22 protein-coding genes are annotated in these 19579 nt (G+C 47.4%); 13 read left to right on the plus strand and 9 right to left on the minus strand.

What is annotated here, in order from left to right:
* Nucleotides 1-213: 213 nt before the first annotated feature.
* The 6 genes from BW972_RS05285 (at nt 214) to BW972_RS05310 (ending at nt 4265) form a co-directional block, all read left to right on the plus strand.
* Nucleotides 214-636 (plus strand): DUF4783 domain-containing protein, encoded by a 423-nt coding sequence (locus BW972_RS05285; protein ID WP_007657219.1) that lies wholly within the window; start codon nt 214-216, stop codon nt 634-636.
* A gap of 66 nt (nt 637-702) precedes the next feature.
* Nucleotides 703-1560: a carboxylating nicotinate-nucleotide diphosphorylase gene (gene nadC / locus BW972_RS05290; protein ID WP_076421356.1), complete on the plus strand. Its 858-nt coding sequence runs from the start codon at nt 703-705 to the stop codon at nt 1558-1560.
* Between the two features lie 75 nt (nt 1561-1635).
* Nucleotides 1636-2193, plus strand: a complete 558-nt coding sequence (locus BW972_RS05295; protein WP_076421357.1) for a hypothetical protein — start codon at nt 1636-1638, stop codon at nt 2191-2193.
* A 101-nt stretch (nt 2194-2294) separates the two neighbouring features.
* Nucleotides 2295-2594 carry a hypothetical protein gene (locus BW972_RS05300; protein WP_007657206.1) on the plus strand — a complete coding sequence of 100 codons (300 nt, stop codon included), beginning with the start codon at nt 2295-2297 and terminating at the stop codon, nt 2592-2594.
* Nucleotides 2595-2768: 174 nt separating this feature from the next.
* A complete protein-coding gene (locus tag BW972_RS05305) occupies nt 2769-3503 on the plus strand; it encodes an SAM-dependent methyltransferase (protein WP_007657202.1) in 735 nt (244 codons plus the stop codon).
* A gap of 6 nt (nt 3504-3509) precedes the next feature.
* A complete protein-coding gene (locus BW972_RS05310) occupies nt 3510-4265 on the plus strand; it encodes a ZIP family metal transporter (protein WP_007657200.1) in 756 nt (251 codons plus the stop codon).
* Between the two features lie 149 nt (nt 4266-4414).
* Here BW972_RS05310 and BW972_RS05315 read toward each other — a convergent pair whose 3' ends face one another.
* The 5 genes from BW972_RS05315 to BW972_RS05335 form a co-directional block, all read right to left on the minus strand.
* Nucleotides 4415-4771, minus strand: coding sequence for a hypothetical protein (locus BW972_RS05315; RefSeq protein WP_143731864.1), 357 nt, complete (start codon nt 4769-4771; stop codon nt 4415-4417).
* Between the two features lie 118 nt (nt 4772-4889).
* On the minus strand, nt 4890-5291 hold the full coding sequence (locus BW972_RS05320; RefSeq protein ID WP_007657197.1) for a septal ring lytic transglycosylase RlpA family protein: 402 nt from the start codon (nt 5289-5291) through the stop codon (nt 4890-4892).
* Nucleotides 5292-5330: 39 nt separating this feature from the next.
* Nucleotides 5331-6029 carry an alpha/beta fold hydrolase gene (locus BW972_RS05325; RefSeq protein ID WP_007657196.1) on the minus strand — a complete coding sequence of 233 codons (699 nt, stop codon included), beginning with the start codon at nt 6027-6029 and terminating at the stop codon, nt 5331-5333.
* 8 nt (nt 6030-6037) lie between these two features.
* A complete protein-coding gene (locus tag BW972_RS05330; RefSeq protein WP_007657195.1) occupies nt 6038-6787 on the minus strand; it encodes a hypothetical protein in 750 nt (249 codons plus the stop codon).
* 40 nt (nt 6788-6827) lie between these two features.
* Complete coding sequence (locus BW972_RS05335) at nt 6828-7133, minus strand: hypothetical protein (RefSeq protein WP_007657194.1); 306 nt, start codon at nt 7131-7133, stop codon at nt 6828-6830.
* A 666-nt stretch (nt 7134-7799) separates the two neighbouring features.
* Here BW972_RS05335 and BW972_RS19710 point away from each other — a divergent pair.
* Entirely contained in the window at nt 7800-7979 is a 180-nt protein-coding gene (locus BW972_RS19710) for a hypothetical protein (RefSeq protein ID WP_143731866.1), read from the plus strand.
* Between the two features lie 6 nt (nt 7980-7985).
* On the opposite strand, the gene BW972_RS05350 is transcribed toward BW972_RS19710, so the two are convergent.
* Entirely contained in the window at nt 7986-8432 is a 447-nt protein-coding gene (locus BW972_RS05350; protein ID WP_234986311.1) for an Hsp20/alpha crystallin family protein, read from the minus strand.
* Nucleotides 8433-8844: 412 nt separating this feature from the next.
* Between BW972_RS05350 and BW972_RS19620 the strand changes: the two genes are divergently transcribed.
* From BW972_RS19620 to BW972_RS05370, 4 genes are all read left to right on the plus strand, one after another.
* On the plus strand, nt 8845-10503 hold the full coding sequence (locus tag BW972_RS19620) for an Ig-like domain-containing protein (RefSeq protein ID WP_081490491.1): 1659 nt from the start codon (nt 8845-8847) through the stop codon (nt 10501-10503).
* 159 nt (nt 10504-10662) lie between these two features.
* Entirely contained in the window at nt 10663-11325 is a 663-nt protein-coding gene (locus tag BW972_RS05360) for an OmpA family protein (RefSeq protein WP_159439846.1), read from the plus strand.
* 239 nt (nt 11326-11564) lie between these two features.
* Entirely contained in the window at nt 11565-11987 is a 423-nt protein-coding gene (locus BW972_RS05365; RefSeq protein WP_076421361.1) for a hypothetical protein, read from the plus strand.
* Between the two features lie 89 nt (nt 11988-12076).
* Nucleotides 12077-12520, plus strand: a complete 444-nt coding sequence (locus tag BW972_RS05370; RefSeq protein WP_076421362.1) for a hypothetical protein — start codon at nt 12077-12079, stop codon at nt 12518-12520.
* Nucleotides 12521-12527: 7 nt separating this feature from the next.
* Here BW972_RS05370 and BW972_RS05375 read toward each other — a convergent pair whose 3' ends face one another.
* The 3 genes from BW972_RS05375 to BW972_RS05385 all read right to left on the minus strand — a co-directional run bounded on the left by BW972_RS05375 (nt 12528) and on the right by BW972_RS05385 (nt 18189).
* On the minus strand, nt 12528-13967 hold the full coding sequence (locus BW972_RS05375) for an amidohydrolase family protein (protein ID WP_083674077.1): 1440 nt from the start codon (nt 13965-13967) through the stop codon (nt 12528-12530).
* 531 nt (nt 13968-14498) lie between these two features.
* Entirely contained in the window at nt 14499-16880 is a 2382-nt protein-coding gene (locus BW972_RS05380) for a ribonucleoside-diphosphate reductase subunit alpha (protein ID WP_040574233.1), read from the minus strand.
* A 349-nt stretch (nt 16881-17229) separates the two neighbouring features.
* Nucleotides 17230-18189, minus strand: coding sequence for a ribonucleoside-diphosphate reductase small subunit (locus BW972_RS05385; RefSeq protein ID WP_076668228.1), 960 nt, complete (start codon nt 18187-18189; stop codon nt 17230-17232).
* A gap of 659 nt (nt 18190-18848) precedes the next feature.
* Here BW972_RS05385 and rplU point away from each other — a divergent pair.
* The gene (gene rplU, locus BW972_RS05390) at nt 18849-19157 is read left to right on the plus strand and encodes a 50S ribosomal protein L21 (protein WP_007657183.1); all 309 of its coding nucleotides are present in this window, start codon (nt 18849-18851) and stop codon (nt 19155-19157) included.
* Between the two features lie 68 nt (nt 19158-19225).
* The gene (rpmA, locus tag BW972_RS05395) at nt 19226-19495 is read left to right on the plus strand and encodes a 50S ribosomal protein L27 (protein ID WP_076421363.1); all 270 of its coding nucleotides are present in this window, start codon (nt 19226-19228) and stop codon (nt 19493-19495) included.
* The last annotated feature ends 84 nt before the right edge of the window (nt 19496-19579 follow it).

A 19579-nucleotide genomic window follows, 5' to 3' on the forward strand; every position in this document is an offset into this window, starting at 1 on the left:
GAAGTCATGTCCTGCTTAGGACTGCAGAGAACAGCGCGGCAGCTGTAGACCCTGGTGAATAAAAGCTACGCCGGATATGCGTCTGTAACGGCAGATATATTAATCCCGTTACATCGGTAAATATTGATTATTCCTAATAAATTTGGGACCTTGCTTACGACTTTTGTTGGCATAGTTTTAGCTGATACGAGGACGAGATTACTTACACACCTTATGAAAAACTTTAAAAATATTGCTGTAGTACTTTTCTTAGCTTTTGTCACTTCCTTATTTGCATCCGGACAGGCTATGGCCCAGAAGGATGTGTTTGACGGAGTGGAGGCTGCCATGCGTGCAGGATCGGCTAAAGATTTGGCCAGGCACTTCGACAGCAAGGTAAGTTTGTCGTTTGCAGATGAGAAAGCCACTGACTACAGCAAGACGCAGGCGGAGTTTGTGATGAAGAACTTTTTCAGCAAAAACCCGCCTACAGGCTTTGCTTACAACTTCCCGACGCCGAGTGAGTCTGTTCGGAAAGACAAGCGCTATGTGATCGGCACCTATACGCATCGCAACGGTTCTTACACCGTTTTGATCCGTGTGAAGGACGCAGGAGGCAAGTTCCTGATCCATTCTGTCGATTTCATAAAAGATTAAGCAGATAATAGTGAGATTTTTAGCAAGGCTCGGGATATATACCGGGCCTTTTTTTATTTTTGCACCGTGAAAGCATCATACCTGACAGAACAAAGCATAGCCGAGTTTATATCCAGGGCCCTGGCCGAGGATATAGGCGATGGCGACCACTCGTCGCTGGCTTCTATTCCGAACGATGCCCAGAACCAGGCAAGACTACTGGTAAAGGGTGACGGCATACTGGCTGGCGTGGAGCTGGCTGGTTACATCTTTAAGCAAGTAGACCCGGAGCTGCAGGTAGAAGTACTGCTGCAGGACGGTGCCGAAGTGAAGTTTGGCGACGTAGCCCTGACCGTGAAAGGCAAGGCACAGTCCATCCTCACGGCCGAGCGACTGGTGTTGAACTGCATGCAGCGCATGAGCGGCATCGCGACCTATACCCATTACCTGAATTCGCTGATAGCCGGCACGAAGGCGAAGCTGCTGGACACCCGCAAAACCACACCTAACTTCCGCATCATGGAAAAATGGGCGGTGCTGATCGGTGGCGGCGTGAACCACCGCTTCGGGCTGTTCGATATGATCATCCTGAAAGACAACCACGTGGACTATGCCGGCGGTATACGCGAAGCAATCGAAGCGACGCAGCGTTACCTGAAGGCGAAAGGCAAGGACCTGCGCATTGAAGTAGAAACCCGGAACCTGGACGAGGTGAAAGAGGCACTCGAGACAGGCGGCATCCACCGTATCATGCTCGACAACATGACGCCGGAGATGATGAAGCAAGCCGTAGCCCTGATCAGCGGCCGCTTTGAAACAGAAGCATCAGGCGGTATCACAGAAGCGACTATTGCGGAGGTGGCCAAGTGCGGTGTCGACTTTATATCGGTAGGCGCTTTAACGCACTCTATCAAAAGTATGGACCTCAGCCTGAAGGCTTATTAATTGAATTTATACCTGCTCCGTGGGGAGCGGGCGCTTATTTTTTATTTTTTTATGCAACAAAATCAACGTTACCGGATGCAGTCAAGTGCTGCTCCGAATGCCATTCGCACCAAAAAGTACCAACTGGAGAAAAATACTTTCACAGGTATAGCCCTTGCGAAGGTATGGCGCAAAGATTGGTGGATGGCGCTTATTCCGCTGGTGCTTTTCCTGCTGCCGGCTGTGTTTAGCTTCTCATGGTGGTGGGTAGCGGGTGCTATTCTGGTTACCCTTATTTTTGTGCTGCTTCGTTCCGCTCAGGTGATGGGTGTAACGCAAATGGAGCAGGGCAATCCGCTTTTTGAGAAATTGAGCTACGAGATCGACTCCCGCCAGATCATCCTGAAGCGCAACGAGCGCGAGGGTATGACCCTGACCTGGGATATGATTGGCTCGGTGGAGCGCAAAGGCGAGTCGTACGTAATGTGGCTCAAGCCACCAACCGAGGCCCAGCTGCCAGGCGGCTGGAAAGGCTGGCTGGCTAAGACATTCCAGGCGCCGGTGTTTGTGATGCTGCCTTTCCGCATCTTCAATAACCTGAACGACATCAAGTTGCTGGAGTCGATGCTGCGCCGTAAGGAGTTGATCGCTTAGTTGCTACAGAACCTACGCCTGTATACCTACCGTAAGAATAGATTTGCTACTGCATTGTGTAGTAGTGCTTTATAATAAAGACTTATAACCTAAAAATAGAGATGAATAAGAACGTACTTGCAGTATTTTCAGCAGTTTGTGGCCTGGCGATGATTTCATGCGACACGCCAAAAGATAACAGACCAAGCGGTAAAGCCTCTGTAGACTATGTACAGCCTGGCACTCGCAGCACCTATAATGTGTCCGACATGGGCGGTGAGGATCATACTGTGCATACTGATACACACGGAGGTGAAAACATCATGCCTGACAGAGATCTGGGCGGAAACACCATTCAGCCAGGCGACAGCATCCGTGAAACAGAAGAAGTGAACTCTCCTGCCGGAGCTACGAAGCGATAGTTCTGTGCAGAGAGGCTAAGGCCTGCCGTCGCTGACAATAAGCAGCGGCGGCAGGTTTTTTTATGCCTTTGATTTAACTTAGACAATGGCTATACCCGGCCTGCTTGGCTGCGTATACCCATGTTCCGAAAATAAAAGGTATATTTGCACCCTTATTGCATTTTCATTGCTCCTATGGCCCAACAGGAAGAGTGGTTCAGCACTTGGTTTGACTCCCCTTACTATCACATCCTTTACAGCAACCGCGATGACCGCGATGCCCGGCTGTTCATGGACAACTTGCTGGCCTACCTGCACCCCAAACCACAGCACAAAATACTGGACCTTGCCTGTGGCAAAGGCCGCCACTCACTTTATCTCAACCAGCTAGGCTACGATGTGACCGGTATAGACCTGTCTGAGAAAAGCATCGCCTATGCCCGGCAGTATGAGAATGAGCGCCTGCACTTTGATGTGCATGACATGCGGGAGATATACAAGCCTGAGGCCTTCGATTTTGTACTGAACCTGTTCACCAGCTTTGGCTATTTCGAGAGTGAGACAGAAAACGTGGTAGCCTTAAAGGCGGCGGCGGCTAACCTGAAGCACGGTGGTAAACTGGTGATCGACTTCATGAACACCGACCGCACCATTGAGCGTTTGGTCGCCCATGAGCAAAAGGAGGTGCAGGGAATTCTATTTGATATCAGTCGCAAGGTGGAGCACGATTTCATAGTAAAAACCATCCGGTTTGAGGATAAAGGACGGAATTACTGCTTTGAGGAGCGTGTGCGCGCATTACGGCAAGAGAACTTCATGGAGTACTTCAGCATTGCCAAGTTGCGTTTGGGTGAGGTATTTGGTGACTACAAGCTGCATCCATTTGATCCGGAAAAAAGCGAGCGAATCATTTTCGTGCTAAAAAAATAACGCGGTATGATCATAGCTATACTTGTGCTCTTCTTCACGGTGGTGCTCTCGAGCTTCCTCGTCAAGGTGTTTCCGCCAGATAACAGTCGCTGGCTAAAGATGGCGCTGGCTTTTAGCGGCGCATACCTGTTCACGATCACAATCGTTCACCTGCTACCTGATGTGCTGCTGGGTAACCCTAATCCCCATCGCGTAGGGTATTGGGTGCTGGCCGGCTTCTTTCTGCAATTGGTGCTGGAGCTGTTTTCGCACGGGGTGGAGCATGGGCACATGCATACCAATCATCACAGTCATGGGCATGTAGGTTCGATGCCCTTTCTGCTGCTAGGCTCACTATTCATACATTCTTTTCTGGAAGGAAGCATACTGGTGGAGGGGGGCGAACGCCATGTGGGGCACCATCACACGGGCGAGAACTTTTACGCCGTACTGCTAGGTATAGCTATACACCACGTGCCGGCGGCCTTTGCGCTGATGTCGGTGCTGATGTCGCGTATTGGCTCTTTCCGTAAGGCCTTTTTGTGGCTGCTTATCTTTGCCGTAGGCTCTCCGCTAGGTATACTGGTAAGCAACTACATTATAAAGGACAACATAGGAGGTGAGGCAGTCTTCACTGCGCTTACAGGTTTGGTAGCTGGCAACTTCCTGCATATCTCCACTACTATTCTCTTTGAGACAAGCCCTGATCACCGCTTTAACCGGAACAAGCTGCTGGCAACCCTTTTCGGGTTAGGGCTGGCGCTTCTCACCGACTTGTTATAAGATAGGCGTGGAAGTTTGAGCTTTCCCTTCTATCTGATCCATGCTGATGTGATGTGCAACTTTAGGTATAGCAGGTAGGCAATTGGCCAAAAACAAAAAAGGCTGATCTAAGTCAGCCTTGCGTCTTTCATAAAGCGAGTAAAGGGAAATTACATAATAGTGGAGAGCAGTGTAGCAGCAAGTGCCTTCAAAGCCAGTATGACCGTGCTCGACTTCACAGTTACATCAGACGATTCGTCTTCATCTGAACTAGTAAGATCTTTGAAAAAAGAAAAAGGGCTATCGAGTGCATCAGCATCCAGAACCGATTTCTGCTTTTTAGGAGCGGCAGGTTCTGTGGCGTTATTAGCAACCGGGCCGTTGGCGTTAGGCGCAACAACAGTGGTAGCTTCAGCGGTGGAATTGCCATTGCTCAGGTTAGCGGCATTAGGCGTAGCAGTTACACCCAGCAACAGTAATGTTGCTAAACCAGTTGTCACTGAAAGGGATTTCCACTTTTTAAGCATGCTCAAAATTATAATTTAAAATACAGTATTCCAAATGTTTAGTTGGAATATTTGTAGGTTTTTAGGAAGATCAGGGTAAGGGCTATCTCAAAGGTGGTAAATGTAAGCAAGTCATGTGTTAGCGTACAGGAGCAGGCTTTACAACCTTCACTTCTACAGGCACTATACCTGCACTGATGTAGTCAAGCCGTTTGGCTGCGGCCTCGCTCAGATCAATCACGCGTCCTTTTACAAAAGGTCCCCGGTCTGTTATACTCACCTTTACTGATTTGTTTGTCTGCAGATTGGTGACTTTCACTTTAGTGCCAAATGGAAGAGTGCGGTGCGCGGCTGTCAGCTTTCTGCGGTTATAAGCTTCACCATTGGCCATCTTGCGGCCGTGCAGCTTATTGCTGTAGTAAGAGGCTTTTCCTGCTTCGGTATAGCCACGCTGGCCTGGCGCGGGCTTAGAGGTGGTGCAGGCACTGGTTGTCAATAAAGCTGCTATCAGTAAGGTGCCAGAGATGTGTTTTAATCGCATAAGTACTCGCAATAGGTATTGTTAATGCCTAATATAGCCTTAAACGATGGGTTTGCCAAAGAATTGTCGTATCTGGTGCTGCAGCTGATTTAGGTCGACCCTCTCCAGCGGGTGATGTGTGTGAGGAAACACCTGCAGACTGGCGTTTGGCAGCTGCTGGTATGCCCAGGTCGTTTCCTGCAGACTGACCATGTTGTCTCGGTCGCCAACACTGACGCGGACAGGCAGCTGTATGCGCGAAAGGGTTTCCTCGGTGAGCAGTGGATCGTTGCCTAAGTGTAACATCATATCCGCTGTGTAGCGCATAACTTCCTGCCAGTCCGTAGGCTGGTGACGCGCGGCAAGTATAGCGGCGAAAGCCGGGACCTTCTCCTGCACTTTATCAGGTTGCAGCATCTTCACTTCTTTGGCCGCCGTATCCGGGCTCCAGGCAAATTTGGTGGCTAACGTGAAGATGCTCCCTACCCTATCGGGGTGTTGAAGCGCCAGGTACAGCGCTACATAGCCGCCCATGCTATACCCAAATATATCTACACGCTGTAGCTGATGCTGGTCAAGGTAACGGAGCACATCCTCTGCAAACTGCTCAATCCGAAACGGTTTATCAGGCAGGGTATTACCTCCATGCCCCTGAAAATTCAGTGTGTGCACTGTAAAGTCTGACTTTAGCAGTTGCTGTAAGGGCTGCAGGGTACTGGCAGCCCCCAGGGCGCCATGTAGCAGGAGCAGATCAGGCATGTGCTGTGTTACTGTCTTACCTGGTAGTTATACACATCAACGGCTTGTGTCAGCTTGTCTTTTCGGAAAAGCTGAATAACCAGTGGTACGGCTATGAGGCCGGCTCCGGCATACACAGCCGGCGATACATTAACAGAGTTTGGATTGGTAGAACTTTGGGAAGAAGAAAGCAAACCATAGGTAAGCAGACCCGCGCCCGCTATGCCCATCACAGTCGAGATCGTCTTTTCACGCTTATGACGCTGAATTAGCAGCATACTGGAAGAGTTGTCGGCAAGCGCTTGCTCCAGATTTTGCTGGTTGAAAGTCATCAGCGGTCCATTGTCTTTGGAGAAGAAATAAATGCGGCGGCGACTAGTCCGAGGCATACCGTACCCATATGGGTGATACCCCATGGCTGCGTAATCAATTGTAGTCGTGAAGAACTTAGAGATACGCGGCCCTTCCATGATGCGCTTGGCGAAGGCATCAAAGCGATTGCCGGCAGCTACTCTGGCAAAGTATCCGTCGTTATTCTGGTATACATCTACCAGCTCCGGGGCATACTTCAGCGTGTCGTCAACCAGGAAGAAATCCTGCTTGAAGAGAGGAGACTTGTACTGGACCCTGTTGCCATACACCACCTGGCCGTTGCGGAGCTGCAGAAAATGGCGACCTTTCTGGCGTTGTGGCTGGTAATTTTCCTGAGAGTACTCCTGCGCTTGCAAACCAAAGCTAAACAGCAGGCAGACAAAAAGTGCAAATATTGTCTTGTTCATGTGTGGGTGATTTCAGCTAAAACTTAAAATAGGCTTAGACTTAGAAGATAAGCGCGAGCATGACGAGCATGCCTGCCAGTGCCAGGTATACCCAGCTCATCAGCTGGCCCCTGTGCTTGCTGGGCACAACATTGCTCACGAATACAACGGCTATCAGTACGCATAATATATACAAGAGTATAAAAGTAACCGCTTTTACCCAATTGGGCACGATGGTGTTCTCTGCCTGATACTGGTTATCTATACCCATACCCGACACCAGATTGCTCAGCAAATAAAAGACCAATACCTCGAACACAATAAAGAAAAACAAACCATAAAGCCTGTTGCTTTTTTGCTCAGCCATGTTGCAGGATCATTTTGTAAGAAAAACAGCTCTGATAGTAGCGCCCTTAGGGTGTTATAAAGTGAATTATGCTATTGCGGGTATAAGCCACCTGGCATACCTTAAATATAGTGACTGGATGCTAATATCCTTGCTACACAGGTTTATTTTTAGAATTGCTCGTATACTTAATTTGATGTACTGAGCACGCATAGGTTATATTGTTAGTGAAATATATATCAGGCCTGGCATGTTGTTTGCTTTTTATTATCAGACACATATATAGATTTAGTTGCTACAAGTATTGTGCAAGTGTGTCTGATTAGTGCAATTTATGGTAAGATAAAAAGAATATGGTTGCACATCAGCAATAATGTGAAACAATTTTAGCGGCACAACCCGTTAAAATACCAGATGAATGTAGGGATATGAGGTTATTAAAGAATGTTAAATTAGACAATCACTATTTTAACTATGGTGATAAGACACGAAAGATCTTTAGCATAGGCTATGAAGATCTGACGACGCTCATCTATTATCAGGATAACAACAACAACTATACGTTAGTAATATCGAAAGAAGACGATCCACCGCTGATACTGGAAAAAAAGATATCGCGCGCGGAAGCGTTCAGATTAATGAATACCCGGCCCTGAAGCCGGGTATTTTTATTAACACCTTATTATCATGAGTAAATGGAATAAGTATTACAGAATTGCCTTTTGGGGAGCTGTTCTCACGTTTATAGCCCAGTTGACCGTCTCAATAGCCATAGATCCATACCTGGCCTCAGTTTTTACTCCCTTTTATGCTGTGTGGGGCATCACTGCCGTAGTGGGGTGGCGCAAAGAACATCCACGCCGGTAATGTTTATTACAACTGCTGGATATCAATTTGGCGCGGATGCAACGCAGCGTCATGATAGGGCAGCTTCACCCGCAACTCCCCATTTTTATAGATTGCCTCAATCCGGCCCTGATCTACCTGCGGTGGCAGCATAAAGATGCGGTTAAACATGGGTACCGCCATCTGTGGGTCTTCCTGGCTCTGCAAAACAGAGAATATAGTAAGTTGATTTTGGTGTAGCACTATCCTGAATGACTCCGGGTTGACGCCAGCTGCCCATACATGAATGACGGCGCTTTTCTTTTTCTTCTTAACCTCAGTATATGTTTCGCTCACACCGCCGCCTACTGTGTTCAGTAAGTCAATCTGGTGTGCAATTGATTTTAAAAACTCTTTATCTTTTATAATCTTCATCTCTTTCTCCTCTAGTTTTTCAATGAATAATGATGCAAAACAAATGCCAAGGGAGAACACCGCCAAATTGGCCGTTAAACTAGGCTAAAAATGCCTAAGCTATGCCAGAATGACCTTTTGTATAGATAGTATATAGGTTGTTCAGATAATAGCTGGAAAATGGATAGCATTATGAGCCCTGAAATTTGATACAATATTAAGAGAGTGTAAGCATGGGAAGGCTTCCCATATTGGTGCAATGTTTCCCAAGAGGGGAAATATATTGATTTAATTCTTGGTATAGCGCTATAATGTAGTTGTACTTGTGCAAATTTTAGTATTACCGGGTTTATTTCAAATTCTTGATTAACAGCTTTTTGTAGTGTAGTTAGGCGGGTTCGGTTTCCATGAAGTGTTGCATTTTAGTGAAATAAAATGGTGTTATGGCAGGCTGGCATGCTTCTTTCATATATAGCGGTATAAGAGATAAGCCATGAAACACATTTACACAGTAATTTTTGCCCTTTTTGTACTAGTAGGATCTGCTCAAGCGCAGGTTGATGTATATCGTAACAGTTTTACTGCTCCAACTGATCTGGATAGATTAAACTTTGCGTTCACTAAAGCTTTTAGCACAAGTGCTCCAGCCCAAATTACGAACAACACTCTTGCCATTAGGGGTAATAATGGTGGGAAAGATGTAAGAGGGTATTCGGGTCATATTACTGTCAATACTCCTATTACTTTTAATCCAGGTACAGTTTATACCATTACTCTAAGAGCTAGAGCCACAGAGCAAGATGCACAGATAAAGTTTTTGAGAGGCGCTGATGCTGGTACAGCTGGTAGTGAAAACGGAACAAATATTCCAAATATCTCTCCAGTGGACGTCATCAAAGCTAGTGCGAATACGGCCTTTACAAATTATACAGTAACATTTACTGTCAATAGGAGACGAACAGAATATATTGCTTTCTACGTAAGCAGTATTCAGAATGAAAGCAATAATGCTAATAACGAATACCTTTATATTGATGCAATATCAATTACCAGAACCTGTGGCACCATTGCCAGTCCTGGCGCTGCTTCTGTTAGCCGCTGTGGTAGTGGTTCTGTAACATTAACCGCAACCGGAGCCCCTGTTGGAGGCGGATATAGATGGTATGGCACTCAAACGGGAGGAACTTCATTATCATCTGCAGCTAGTTATACTATCAGTTTGACCAATACAACCACTTTTTATGTGAGTGCTGTAAATGCAGATGGCTGTGAAAGTTCACGTGTGCCAGTAACGGCAACTATTAATCAAAAAGAGTTTGCAAACACAGAATTCGTTAAGCAGAGTTATGAAGCGGGTAAGCCTGGTATGATCAAAGTAAACTCTGACTTATTTGACAGAGGACATGCGGTTAGCATAAAATGGCAATCGGTGAATACTGTAACAAGAGTAGTAACTGATCTGGGGACTACTGATGCCCCTGCTGCCTCACCAGCTTCACTTGCTATTGCATCCATGCCTGCCGGAGATACATACTTTCAGGTTACAATCACTCCGATCAGCTCTGTGTGCTATGATGAATCAACCCTCTTTGTAACTTCTCAGGAAATTGTTTCCCTTCCTGTCGAACTGGTTTCTTTCAAGGCCCAGTCAACAAAGGATGGTGTACAGCTTAGCTGGAAAACGGCATCCGAGCTAGACAACAAAGGCTTTGAAGTTGAAGTATCAGCGAACGGCAAAAATTTCAGAAAGATAGCCTTCGTTGGAAGTAAGGTCGGCACCACGTCCCTTGTGCAAAACTATAGCTACCTTGATACAAGAGCGGCTGCCGGAATCAACTATTATCGCCTGAAGCAAGTTGACTTAGACGGAGCATTTGAATACTCTAAAGTTGTTGCTGTTAACAATGCCGCTGTTGCCTCTTCTTCTGTATACCCAACGCTGGCCTCGCATGAAGTTACAGTAAGAGTAGCAGCATCTGACGAGCAAGTGATGATCTCGGTGGCTGATATGACCGGAAAACAACTGCTGGCGATTCAGAATCCTTCGGAGCGTCAAGTGGTGTTGCCAGTGCAGCACCTGCAGAATGGCATATACTTCGTTACAGTGACGACAGGTGCACAGAAAGAAGTAATCCGTTTCATGAAGCGTTAATCAGTAACCAACATACATAAAAGAAGGGGGCTAGCCACACAGGCTAGCCCCCTTCTTTTATGTATGAAGTATCCGGCAGCTCAAGTGGCTTGTGTCTCCATATTAAACGAATCAGGTTTAACGCCGTAGGATTTAATAGGACTAAACACAATGAGAGATATGAGAAAAGTAATAACATTTGCATGCTTAATAGCTGCAGCCTCTTTTGCTGCCTGCAGTGAAACAGATAAAAGAGTAGATACTGCAGAGGACGTGCAGGAGATTGCCTCGGCAGACACAGCTGTCATGTATGGAGACTTACCTGGTGTTGTAGAGGCTGATGGTGCCGAAATCATTAGCGTAGACGAAAGCTTCTGGTCCAGTGTAGACTACAATGCTCCAGTTGTAACTGACCGACGCGTGCAAGACCGTGATGTGGAAGTGCGAAGCAACCCAGGCTATACTATCTATACCATGGAAGATAAGGTACTCTTCGACTTGGACAAAGCCACACTCCGTGATGGAGCAGAGGATAAGCTGCGCAGTATTGCCGAGTCAATCAACGATATGAGTACACGCGGTCCTATCCGCATAGTCGGCCATACCGACTCTACTGCAAGCGCATCCTATAACAAGCAGCTCGCCGAAGACCGTGCGAATGCTGTAAAAGACTGGCTGCAAAATAACACAGATATCAATGTCTCCCGCATGTCAATTGAGGCTGTTGGTCAGCAAAGACCGATTGCTACAAACGAGACTCCTGAAGGGAGGCAGAAAAACCGTCGCGTGGCTATAATGGTGGCGACGCGCACTGACAACGGACAGAATATGCAACGTCAATAGTTGCTGATAGATACACTGATAAAGCGCTGGGTTTCTGTTGTAGGACAGGAATCCAGCGCTTTTATTTAAATAAATTAGTAGTTGTGCCATTAATTTTTGAGCAAAGCTGGCTATATTTATGATGACGGAATCAATGGGCTCCTTAAATTTTTTTGTAATGTAAAAGTGCAATTTTAAGTATTGCTCGTATACGGTTACAAAGTATATTTGCACCCCAAAGTAGTTGCAGGGATAGCCTTATGATGATTACCTACTTTCAGAACGACGTCGTAACCATCTCTTATGATTTGGACAAGCAGCTTGGTATGGCTGTCTGGAATGGGTTTTTGAGTAGTTCGGAGTTTAGGAAGGCAGTGGAAATTTGTCTTGATTTGATGGAGGAGCATAAGCTTCTGCGTTGGCTTGGTGATAACCGCAAGTTAAGGGCTATCCGGCAGGCTGATCAGGACTGGTTTGTGGAGTATGTCATGCCCAGGCTTGCTGCCGGAACACTGCGTCGTAATGCATCAGTCGTTTCAGAGGATTTATTCAATAGGATGGCTGTCGAGCAGATCATCAAACGGGCTGATAATTTGGGAGACATGGCATTTAGGGATTTTGAAAGAGTGGAAGCTGCAATGGTTTGGCTACAGGAACCACTACCTGTGCAAGCCCAGGCTTAGTTTTAACCAGGCCTTGCCACACAACCGTCTTTATCCTTAAGCTACTCCAAAAACTTATTTACAATTTTACCTGAGAGGAAATTCTCTTGATGCAACTCTACTTTCAAAATAGCTTTGTTAAGCTTTCGTATGACAAAGATCAAAAGCTAGGCAAAGCCGAATGGCGCGGTCATTTACAAGGTGCCGAGCTTAGAGAGGCTTATCTGCTTTGCCATGACATGATCAACCGTTTTTCTTTGACAAGGTGGTTGGCTGATGATCGGCTGATGGGTGTTATTTCGCCTGCAGACCTGAAATGGAGCCTGGAGGTGCATGTGCCGCAAATGGCTAAAAGCTCATTGAAGCGACTTGCCCGTATACCTTCCAAATTTGAGCATAACCGGGAGGCGGTAGATACGATGATTAACAGAGGATATACGTTCGATCAGCCTTTAGAACTCAAAGACTTTGAAAACGAGCACGATGCGATGCAGTGGTTGCTGGAGACCCCCAAATCTATTGCCCCACAACACCAACTGATTCATTTAAGATAAGGTATTCTTACCAGCCGCTCTTCTTCATTATCTTTTCGAACTCATTCTTGGCTTCTGCCAAAATTTTATCCTTGTTCAAGTGAGTAAGGGTATAGTTCCTTTTCAGGATTCTCCCATCAACCATGACGGTGTGCACATTAGCTGGCTGCGCAGCCTCTACGATCAGCTGATACGATTCCGTAACATAGCCCATATTCAAGGCATTGGTGGAGAGCATGATCAGGTCTGCACGCTTACCCGGGGTAAGGGAGCCTATATGATCTGAAAACCCAAGAGAACGGGCTCCTTCGATTGTGCCGATCTCCAACGTGCGTTTAGCACTGAGAGCAAACTCACTTCTGTTAAGCGCATTGGCCAGGTTCAGAAGTATCTTGAGTACCGCAAACAAGTCAGCATTTCCTGTAAGCGTAGTAGTGTCCGTTGAGATGCCGATAGTAACGCCAGCATCCAGCAGCTCTTTTACGGGAGGTATGCCGTACCCAATGCGTAACTCCGAGAAGGGCGACAAACTGGCGACCGCACCGGCCTTTGCTATACCTTGTATTTCGCTTAGGGTGGCGTCTTTGCAGTGGATGAGCTGCATCCCTTTGACGAGTAAGTCCTCCTGCATAAGTCCGCTGATCACGCCTGCTTTACTGGCATGCACAGACACAGGTATACCTAGCTGCTGAGCAAGCTTTAGCTCTCTTATACCTTGTTCCTTTCTGTCATTTATACCTGGCCAGGCTAAGCCAAGGTGTAAGATATCGCTGGCAAGCCTGGGCCAATCCTGTTTCAACCTTTCTAACAACTGCAGGTCGACTAGGCCGCCTTTCCCAGCCGGCACACCCAGTGAGTAGCGTCCCCGTATACCTGCTTCGCGCAGGGCTTGCAGGCTAGCCTCCGCAAAGGCTGGGCCGCGGGCATTGTGGCTCCAATCGTGCAAAGTACTTATACCTGAATGAATGGCCTCTGCGATCCCCAAACGTGTAGCGGCATATATGCTCTCCGGGGTGTAGTGCTGACCCACCGTGCGAGTGATGTCAAAATATCCCCTGCCCTCCCGGTCACCGGCCATACTGCGCAGCAGGGAGGTCCAGAGGTGCCAGTGTGTTTCCACCAGACCCGGCATCACGATCATGCCTTCTCCCTGTATCACTTCTGCGCCGTTTGCGCTTAGCTGCTGCCCTACCTGTTTTATCTCGCCGTTCTGCACCAGCACATCGCCTTGGGGAAGATCTCCCAGTTTCGCGTCCATGGTGAGGACATAGGCATTCTTGATGAGGTAGTGGCCTTGGGGCGGAAGGCTTTGATCTTGCTTCTGCAGGGGTGCTGATATTGCATCGGCAAAGGCGCCGGTATAGCCTGCCACACCGGCTGCTGCCCCTAACAGCACAGACTTGCTTAGGAAACTGCGACGGCTTAAGTAGCGTTGGTTTTGGTTGTTTTGATCAGATTGTTTGCTCACAGGTATGTCTTCAGTATGGTAAGGTATAGCCTATCCAGCTTTTCAGGTATAAAAGCTTGTACTGAAGCAGATTATTTTATGTTGGGGTATTCGAGTTTACTATTAGCCTTTAGAAGCTCTAAAGCTATTGTGGATAAATTTATCGAAAGGATTGCTGTCTTTTTTGAAGCAGCTTTACGTACTTTAAGCAAAAGAAAAGGCTGCCCTACCAGAGCAGCCCCTTTCTTAAGATGCTGAAGTTATCTACGCTTAGCGTAGAAGTGAAACACGCCACCGTCCTTCTTGTAGACTCTCTTACCTTTTATGGTAATGAAACGTGTAAACACTTCAACATAATCAGGATGGTCTTTTAATGACTCCTTCTTCATGTTTGAAATGAATTAGGTGAGACATTACTAGCAGAGACCTTCTCAACTAGAACCCACTAAGCTGCAACTTAGTGGGCTTTTTTTGCTCCATCCTTAGCATTCCTTTGGTAAAAGTTGAATATTAAAAAAGAAGGAGGACAATAAGCCCTCCTTCTTCAGTTATTTACGATCCGCAAGCTTCGCAAGCGTCTGGGTTATCCAGGGAGCAGCTCATGTCGCTGCGATTCTGGTCCTGGCTGTTGTAGACTGGCTCCAGTGTTTCGGCGGCTTGTTTCTCTACCGTGAACTTGATGGCATCTACAGCAGCTTTTGTGCGCAGGTAGTACATACCTGTCTTCAGGCCTTTCTTCCAAGCGTGGAAGTGCATCGAGGTCAGCTTGCCGAAGTTCACGTTCATCACGTGCAGGTTCAGCGACTGGCTCTGGCAGATGTAGGCACCACGGTCGGCACTCATATCAATTACCGTACGCTGGCTGATCTCCCATACTGTCTTATATAGGTCTTTGATGTTTTGTGGGATGCTCGGGATGTCCTGCACCGAGCCGTTAGCTGCGATGATGGCATTCTTCATCCTGTCATTCCACAGACCCAGGCTGATCAGGTCTTTCAGCAGGTGCTTGTTCACAACCATGAACTCACCTGAAAGCACGCGGCGCACATAGATGTTAGAGGTATAAGGCTCAAACGACTCGTTATTGCCCAGGATCTGTGCTGTTGAGGCAGTAGGCATTGGCGCTACCAGCAGGGAGTTACGCACGCCGTGCTTCACTACTTCCTGACGCAGCTCTTCCCAATCCCAACGACCGCTGTCTGGTGTTACACCCCACATATCGAACTGGAATTTGCCCTCTGACAGAGGTGATCCTTTGAACGTTTCGTAAGCACCGTCTTTCTTTGCCAGGTCCTTAGAAGCCGTCATGGCAGCAAAGTAAATGGTCTCAAAGATGTCCTTGTTCAGGCCACGGGCTTCGTCACTCTCAAACGGCATACGCAACGCAATGAAAGTGTCCGCTAAGCCTTGCACGCCCAATCCGATCGGACGGTGGCGCATGTTGGAGTTGCGGGCCTCAGGCACCGGGTAGTAGTTGATATCGATCACCTTGTTCAGGTTCTTCGTCACATGGTACGTCACGTCGAACAATTTCTGATGGTCGAACGTCTTATGACCGCCTTCTTCTTTGATATAGCGTGGCAATGCAAGCGATGCCAGGTTACATACCGCTACCTCGTCCTGGCTGGTGTACTCCATGATCTCAGTGCAGAGATTGGAGCTCTTGATCGTACCCAGGTTTTGCTGATTGCTCTTGCTGTTGGCAGCATCCTTATAAAGCATGTAAGGCGTACCTGTCTCAATCTGAGACTCCAGCACGGCAAACCACAGGTCTTGTGCCTTCACTGTTTTGCGGGCACGGCCTTCACGCTCGTACTTCTCGTACAGACGCTCAAAGTCCTGGCCCCAGCTATCACCCAGTCCAGGTGCTTCGTTCGGGCAGAACAGGCTCCAGTCGCCGTTTTGCTCCACACGCTTCATGAACAAGTCTGGCGTCCAGAGGGCGTAGAACAGGTCACGGGCACGGTTTTCTTCCTTGCCGTGGTTCTTCTTCAGGTCCAGGAACTCGAAGATGTCGGCATGCCATGGCTCCAGGTAAATCGCGAAAGCACCTTTGCGCTTGCCACCACCCTGGTCCACGTAGCGGGCCGTGTCGTTGAACACCTTAAGCATCGGGATGATACCGTTAGAGGTGCCGTTCGTGCCTTTGATGTAAGAGCCTGTCGCACGCACATTGTGGATGCTCAGGCCAATACCTCCGGCGCTCTGCGAGATCTGGGCGCATTGCTTCAGGGTGTCGTAGATGCCAGGTATGCTATCGTCCTGCATGGTGAGCAGGAAGCACGAAGATAGCTGCGGCTTTGGCGTGCCGGCATTGAATAATGTTGGTGTGGCGTGCGTAAACCACTTCTCAGACATGAGATTATAAGTCTCGATGGCAGATTCGATGTCCTCCTTATGGATACCCACGGCCACACGCATCAACATATGCTGTGGGCGCTCCACGATCTTGCCATCCAGGCGAAGCAGGTATGAGCGCTCCAGCGTTTTGTATCCAAAATAATCGTAGTTGTAATCCCGGTCGTAGATGATGGTCGAGTCCAGCGTAGCGGCGTGCTTGCGGATAATCTCGTACACATCCTTGGCCAGCAGTGACGCGTTCTCACCCGTTTTCGGGTCCTCGTAGGTATAGAGGCGCTTCATGGTGTTGGAGAACGACTTGCTCGTCACCTTGTGCAGGCTGGAGATCGCCACACGTGCCGCCAGCACCGCGTAGTCCGGGTGCTTGGTCGTGAGCGAAGCAGCTGTTTCTGCCGCCAGGTTGTCCAACTCTATGGTGCTTACGCCGTCGTAAATGCCGTCAATTACTTTTTTGGCCACCTCAATCGGCGACACATAGTCCATGTTCAGACCATAGCACAGCTTCTCGATGCGTGCGGTAATTTTGTCGAATTTGACGGATTCGCGTCTGCCGTCTCGTTTAACTACTAACATAGCGTATACATTTAGCGGGAGTCAAAAGCCCGGGTTAATTATAAGGTATAGGTATAAGAGAGCCGCTACCAATGCAGCGGTTTGATACATGCTAATATTTTCATAAGGAAATACGTGTATATAGACGTAATCCGTTGAAATACTATAGTTTAACAGCTAAAGCCAATTGCTTTCACAAATTCGGAGGCGGATGCTCCGTCTGGCGATCATTGCCAGGTATAAGGTCCGGTGTTGCGAGTGCTGGCGCGGTTGGCTATACCTGCATCCGGATGATATAAGGTAATTCAGGAAGCGGCCGGACAAAAGCCCGGCGCCCTTTATCTCCTAAACTTACGACAAATTTTGTTTGCTAAAAATCTTCGTCGAGCGAAAAAACGTTTTTGTCTTTGTCGCCCATCACGCCAGCTTTCTGGTACTCACCCACGCGCTTCTCAAAGAAGTTGGTCTTGCCCTGCAGAGAGATCATTTCCATGAAGTCGAATGGATTGGTGGCGTTATAAATTTTGCTGCAACCAAGTGAGACGAGCAGGCGGTCAGCCACAAACTCGATGTACTGGCTCATCAGTTTGGCGTTCATGCCGATCAGGTCCACTGGCAGCGCATCTGTCACAAACTCCTGCTCAATTTCAACCGCATCGCGGATGATCTCGTGCACACGGCTCTCCGGCAGTTTATTGTTCAGCATAGAGTAAAGCAGGCAGGCGAAATCGCAGTGCAGGCCTTCGTCGCGGCTGATCAGTTCGTTTGAGAAAGTCAGGCCTGGCATCAGGCCACGCTTCTTGAGCCAGAAGATAGAGCAGAAAGAGCCGGAGAAGAAGATGCCCTCCACAGCCGCAAAAGCGATCAGTCTTTCCACGAATTTCTCGCTGTTGATCCACTTAAGCGCCCACTCACCTTTTTTCTTCACGCAAGGCACAGTCTCGAGCGCATTAAAGAGGTAGTCTTTCTCGGACTGCTTCTTTATATAAGTATCTATAAGGAGTGAGTAAGTCTCGGAGTGGATGTTCTCCATCATGATCTGGAAGCCATAGAAGCAGCGGGCTTCCGGTAACTGTACCTCCTGCATGAAGTTGATGGCGAGGTTCTCGTTTACGATGCCATCAGAGGCGGCGAAGAATGCCAGTACGTGGCTGATGAAGTGGCGTTCGCCGTCGTTCAGGTTTTCCCAGTCTTTCTGGTCCTGCGACAGGTCGATCTCCTCGGCAGTCCAGAAGCTGGCTTCTGCCTTCTTATACATCTGCCACACCTCGTCGTGCTGTATTGGGAATAAAACAAAGCGATTCGGGTTTTCTTGTAGTATTGGCTCCATACGCGTAAACATTAAATGATATCTAAAATTCAGAATGACAGCATGTTGGGCTAATGTAAAGCTCTTTGATGATGTCAGACCTGTTTATTAAGTCGTCTCTCTGCCGCCTGATAAACAGGTAACAGGTCTTCAAATATAGTGATAAGAACTTGAATTGAAGGGCTAAAGTTGTTCAATTTATGCACACTTTGTTAAGTGTTTGATTGTCTGAAATTTGACTTTAAATCAACAGGCTTATCAACATGCGTTTGTTAATATATATGTTTGACAAAATATATATAATTCAATATTAAATCGTTGCATAGTGCTGCAAAGTGCAAGCGATGGCCGGATTAAGAGACAGTGGGTGTATTCTTGAGAGTGTAAAATCCAAAATCAGGGCGTGCGTTCAGCCTAAATATGATGTTCAGTAATGGAGAGTTTTGCAGTTTGTGGAAAACGTGGAACGGAAGGGTTGCTTGTAAGGGTTTATAGGCTAGTGTGTTATGGGGGTTTTTAAGGGGTGTAAAATTACGGAGTGTGGATTTCAACATCGTTATCCACATAGTTGTGCATAAGGCCTGGAAAAACAGAAGGAATTAAGGAACAATGATTTGCATATTAATTTTTAGACTGCTAATTTTGCAGACTTAAAATTTTTAAATCATACATTGAAGCTGATGTACGCAATTGTAGAAATCGCAGGTCAACAGACCAAAGTAGAGGCCGGAAGGTTCATCTACGCTAACAAGCTTTCCGGCAATGATGGTGACGCCGTGGAGTTCACCAATGTTCTTCTTACTGATGATAACGGCACTGTTACTTTAGGTGCTCCTTTCGTTAGCGGTGTTAAAGTGGTTGGAAAGATCCTTGGCAACGTGAAAGGCGATAAAGTAATCGTTTTCAAAAAGAAGAGAAGAAAAGGATACCGCAAGAAGAATGGTCACCGCCAGCACTTCACGAAGGTCCTGATCGAGAGCATTGGATAAGCAGTAAGAAGAAATTAAACGTTGAATTTTTCAGGTGTTTCATCGCCCTGAGTAAATAGTTAAACAAAATGGCACACAAAAAAGGAGCTGGTAGTTCTAACAACGGTCGTGAGTCGCATTCTAAACGACTTGGCGTTAAGATTTACGGTGGCCAGGATATCATCGCTGGTAACATCATTGTAAGACAAAGAGGTACTGCACACCACCCAGGTAAGAACGTGGGTATGGGTAAAGACCACACACTGTTCGCTATGGTTGACGGTGTAGTTCAATTCAAGAAAGGTGTTAAGAACCGTTCATTCGTTTCTGTAGTACCTAAAGTAGAAGCAGAAGCTTAATTCTGACCGATACAAAAGGCCCCTGGGCTTTTAAACAAAAAGGGACCACCAGCAAGGTGGTCCCTTTTTGTTTTGCCCTAGCGA

Origin of the sequence: Pontibacter lucknowensis (genome assembly GCF_900156415.1) — a bacterium.
GTDB lineage: Bacteria > Bacteroidota > Bacteroidia > Cytophagales > Hymenobacteraceae > Pontibacter > Pontibacter lucknowensis.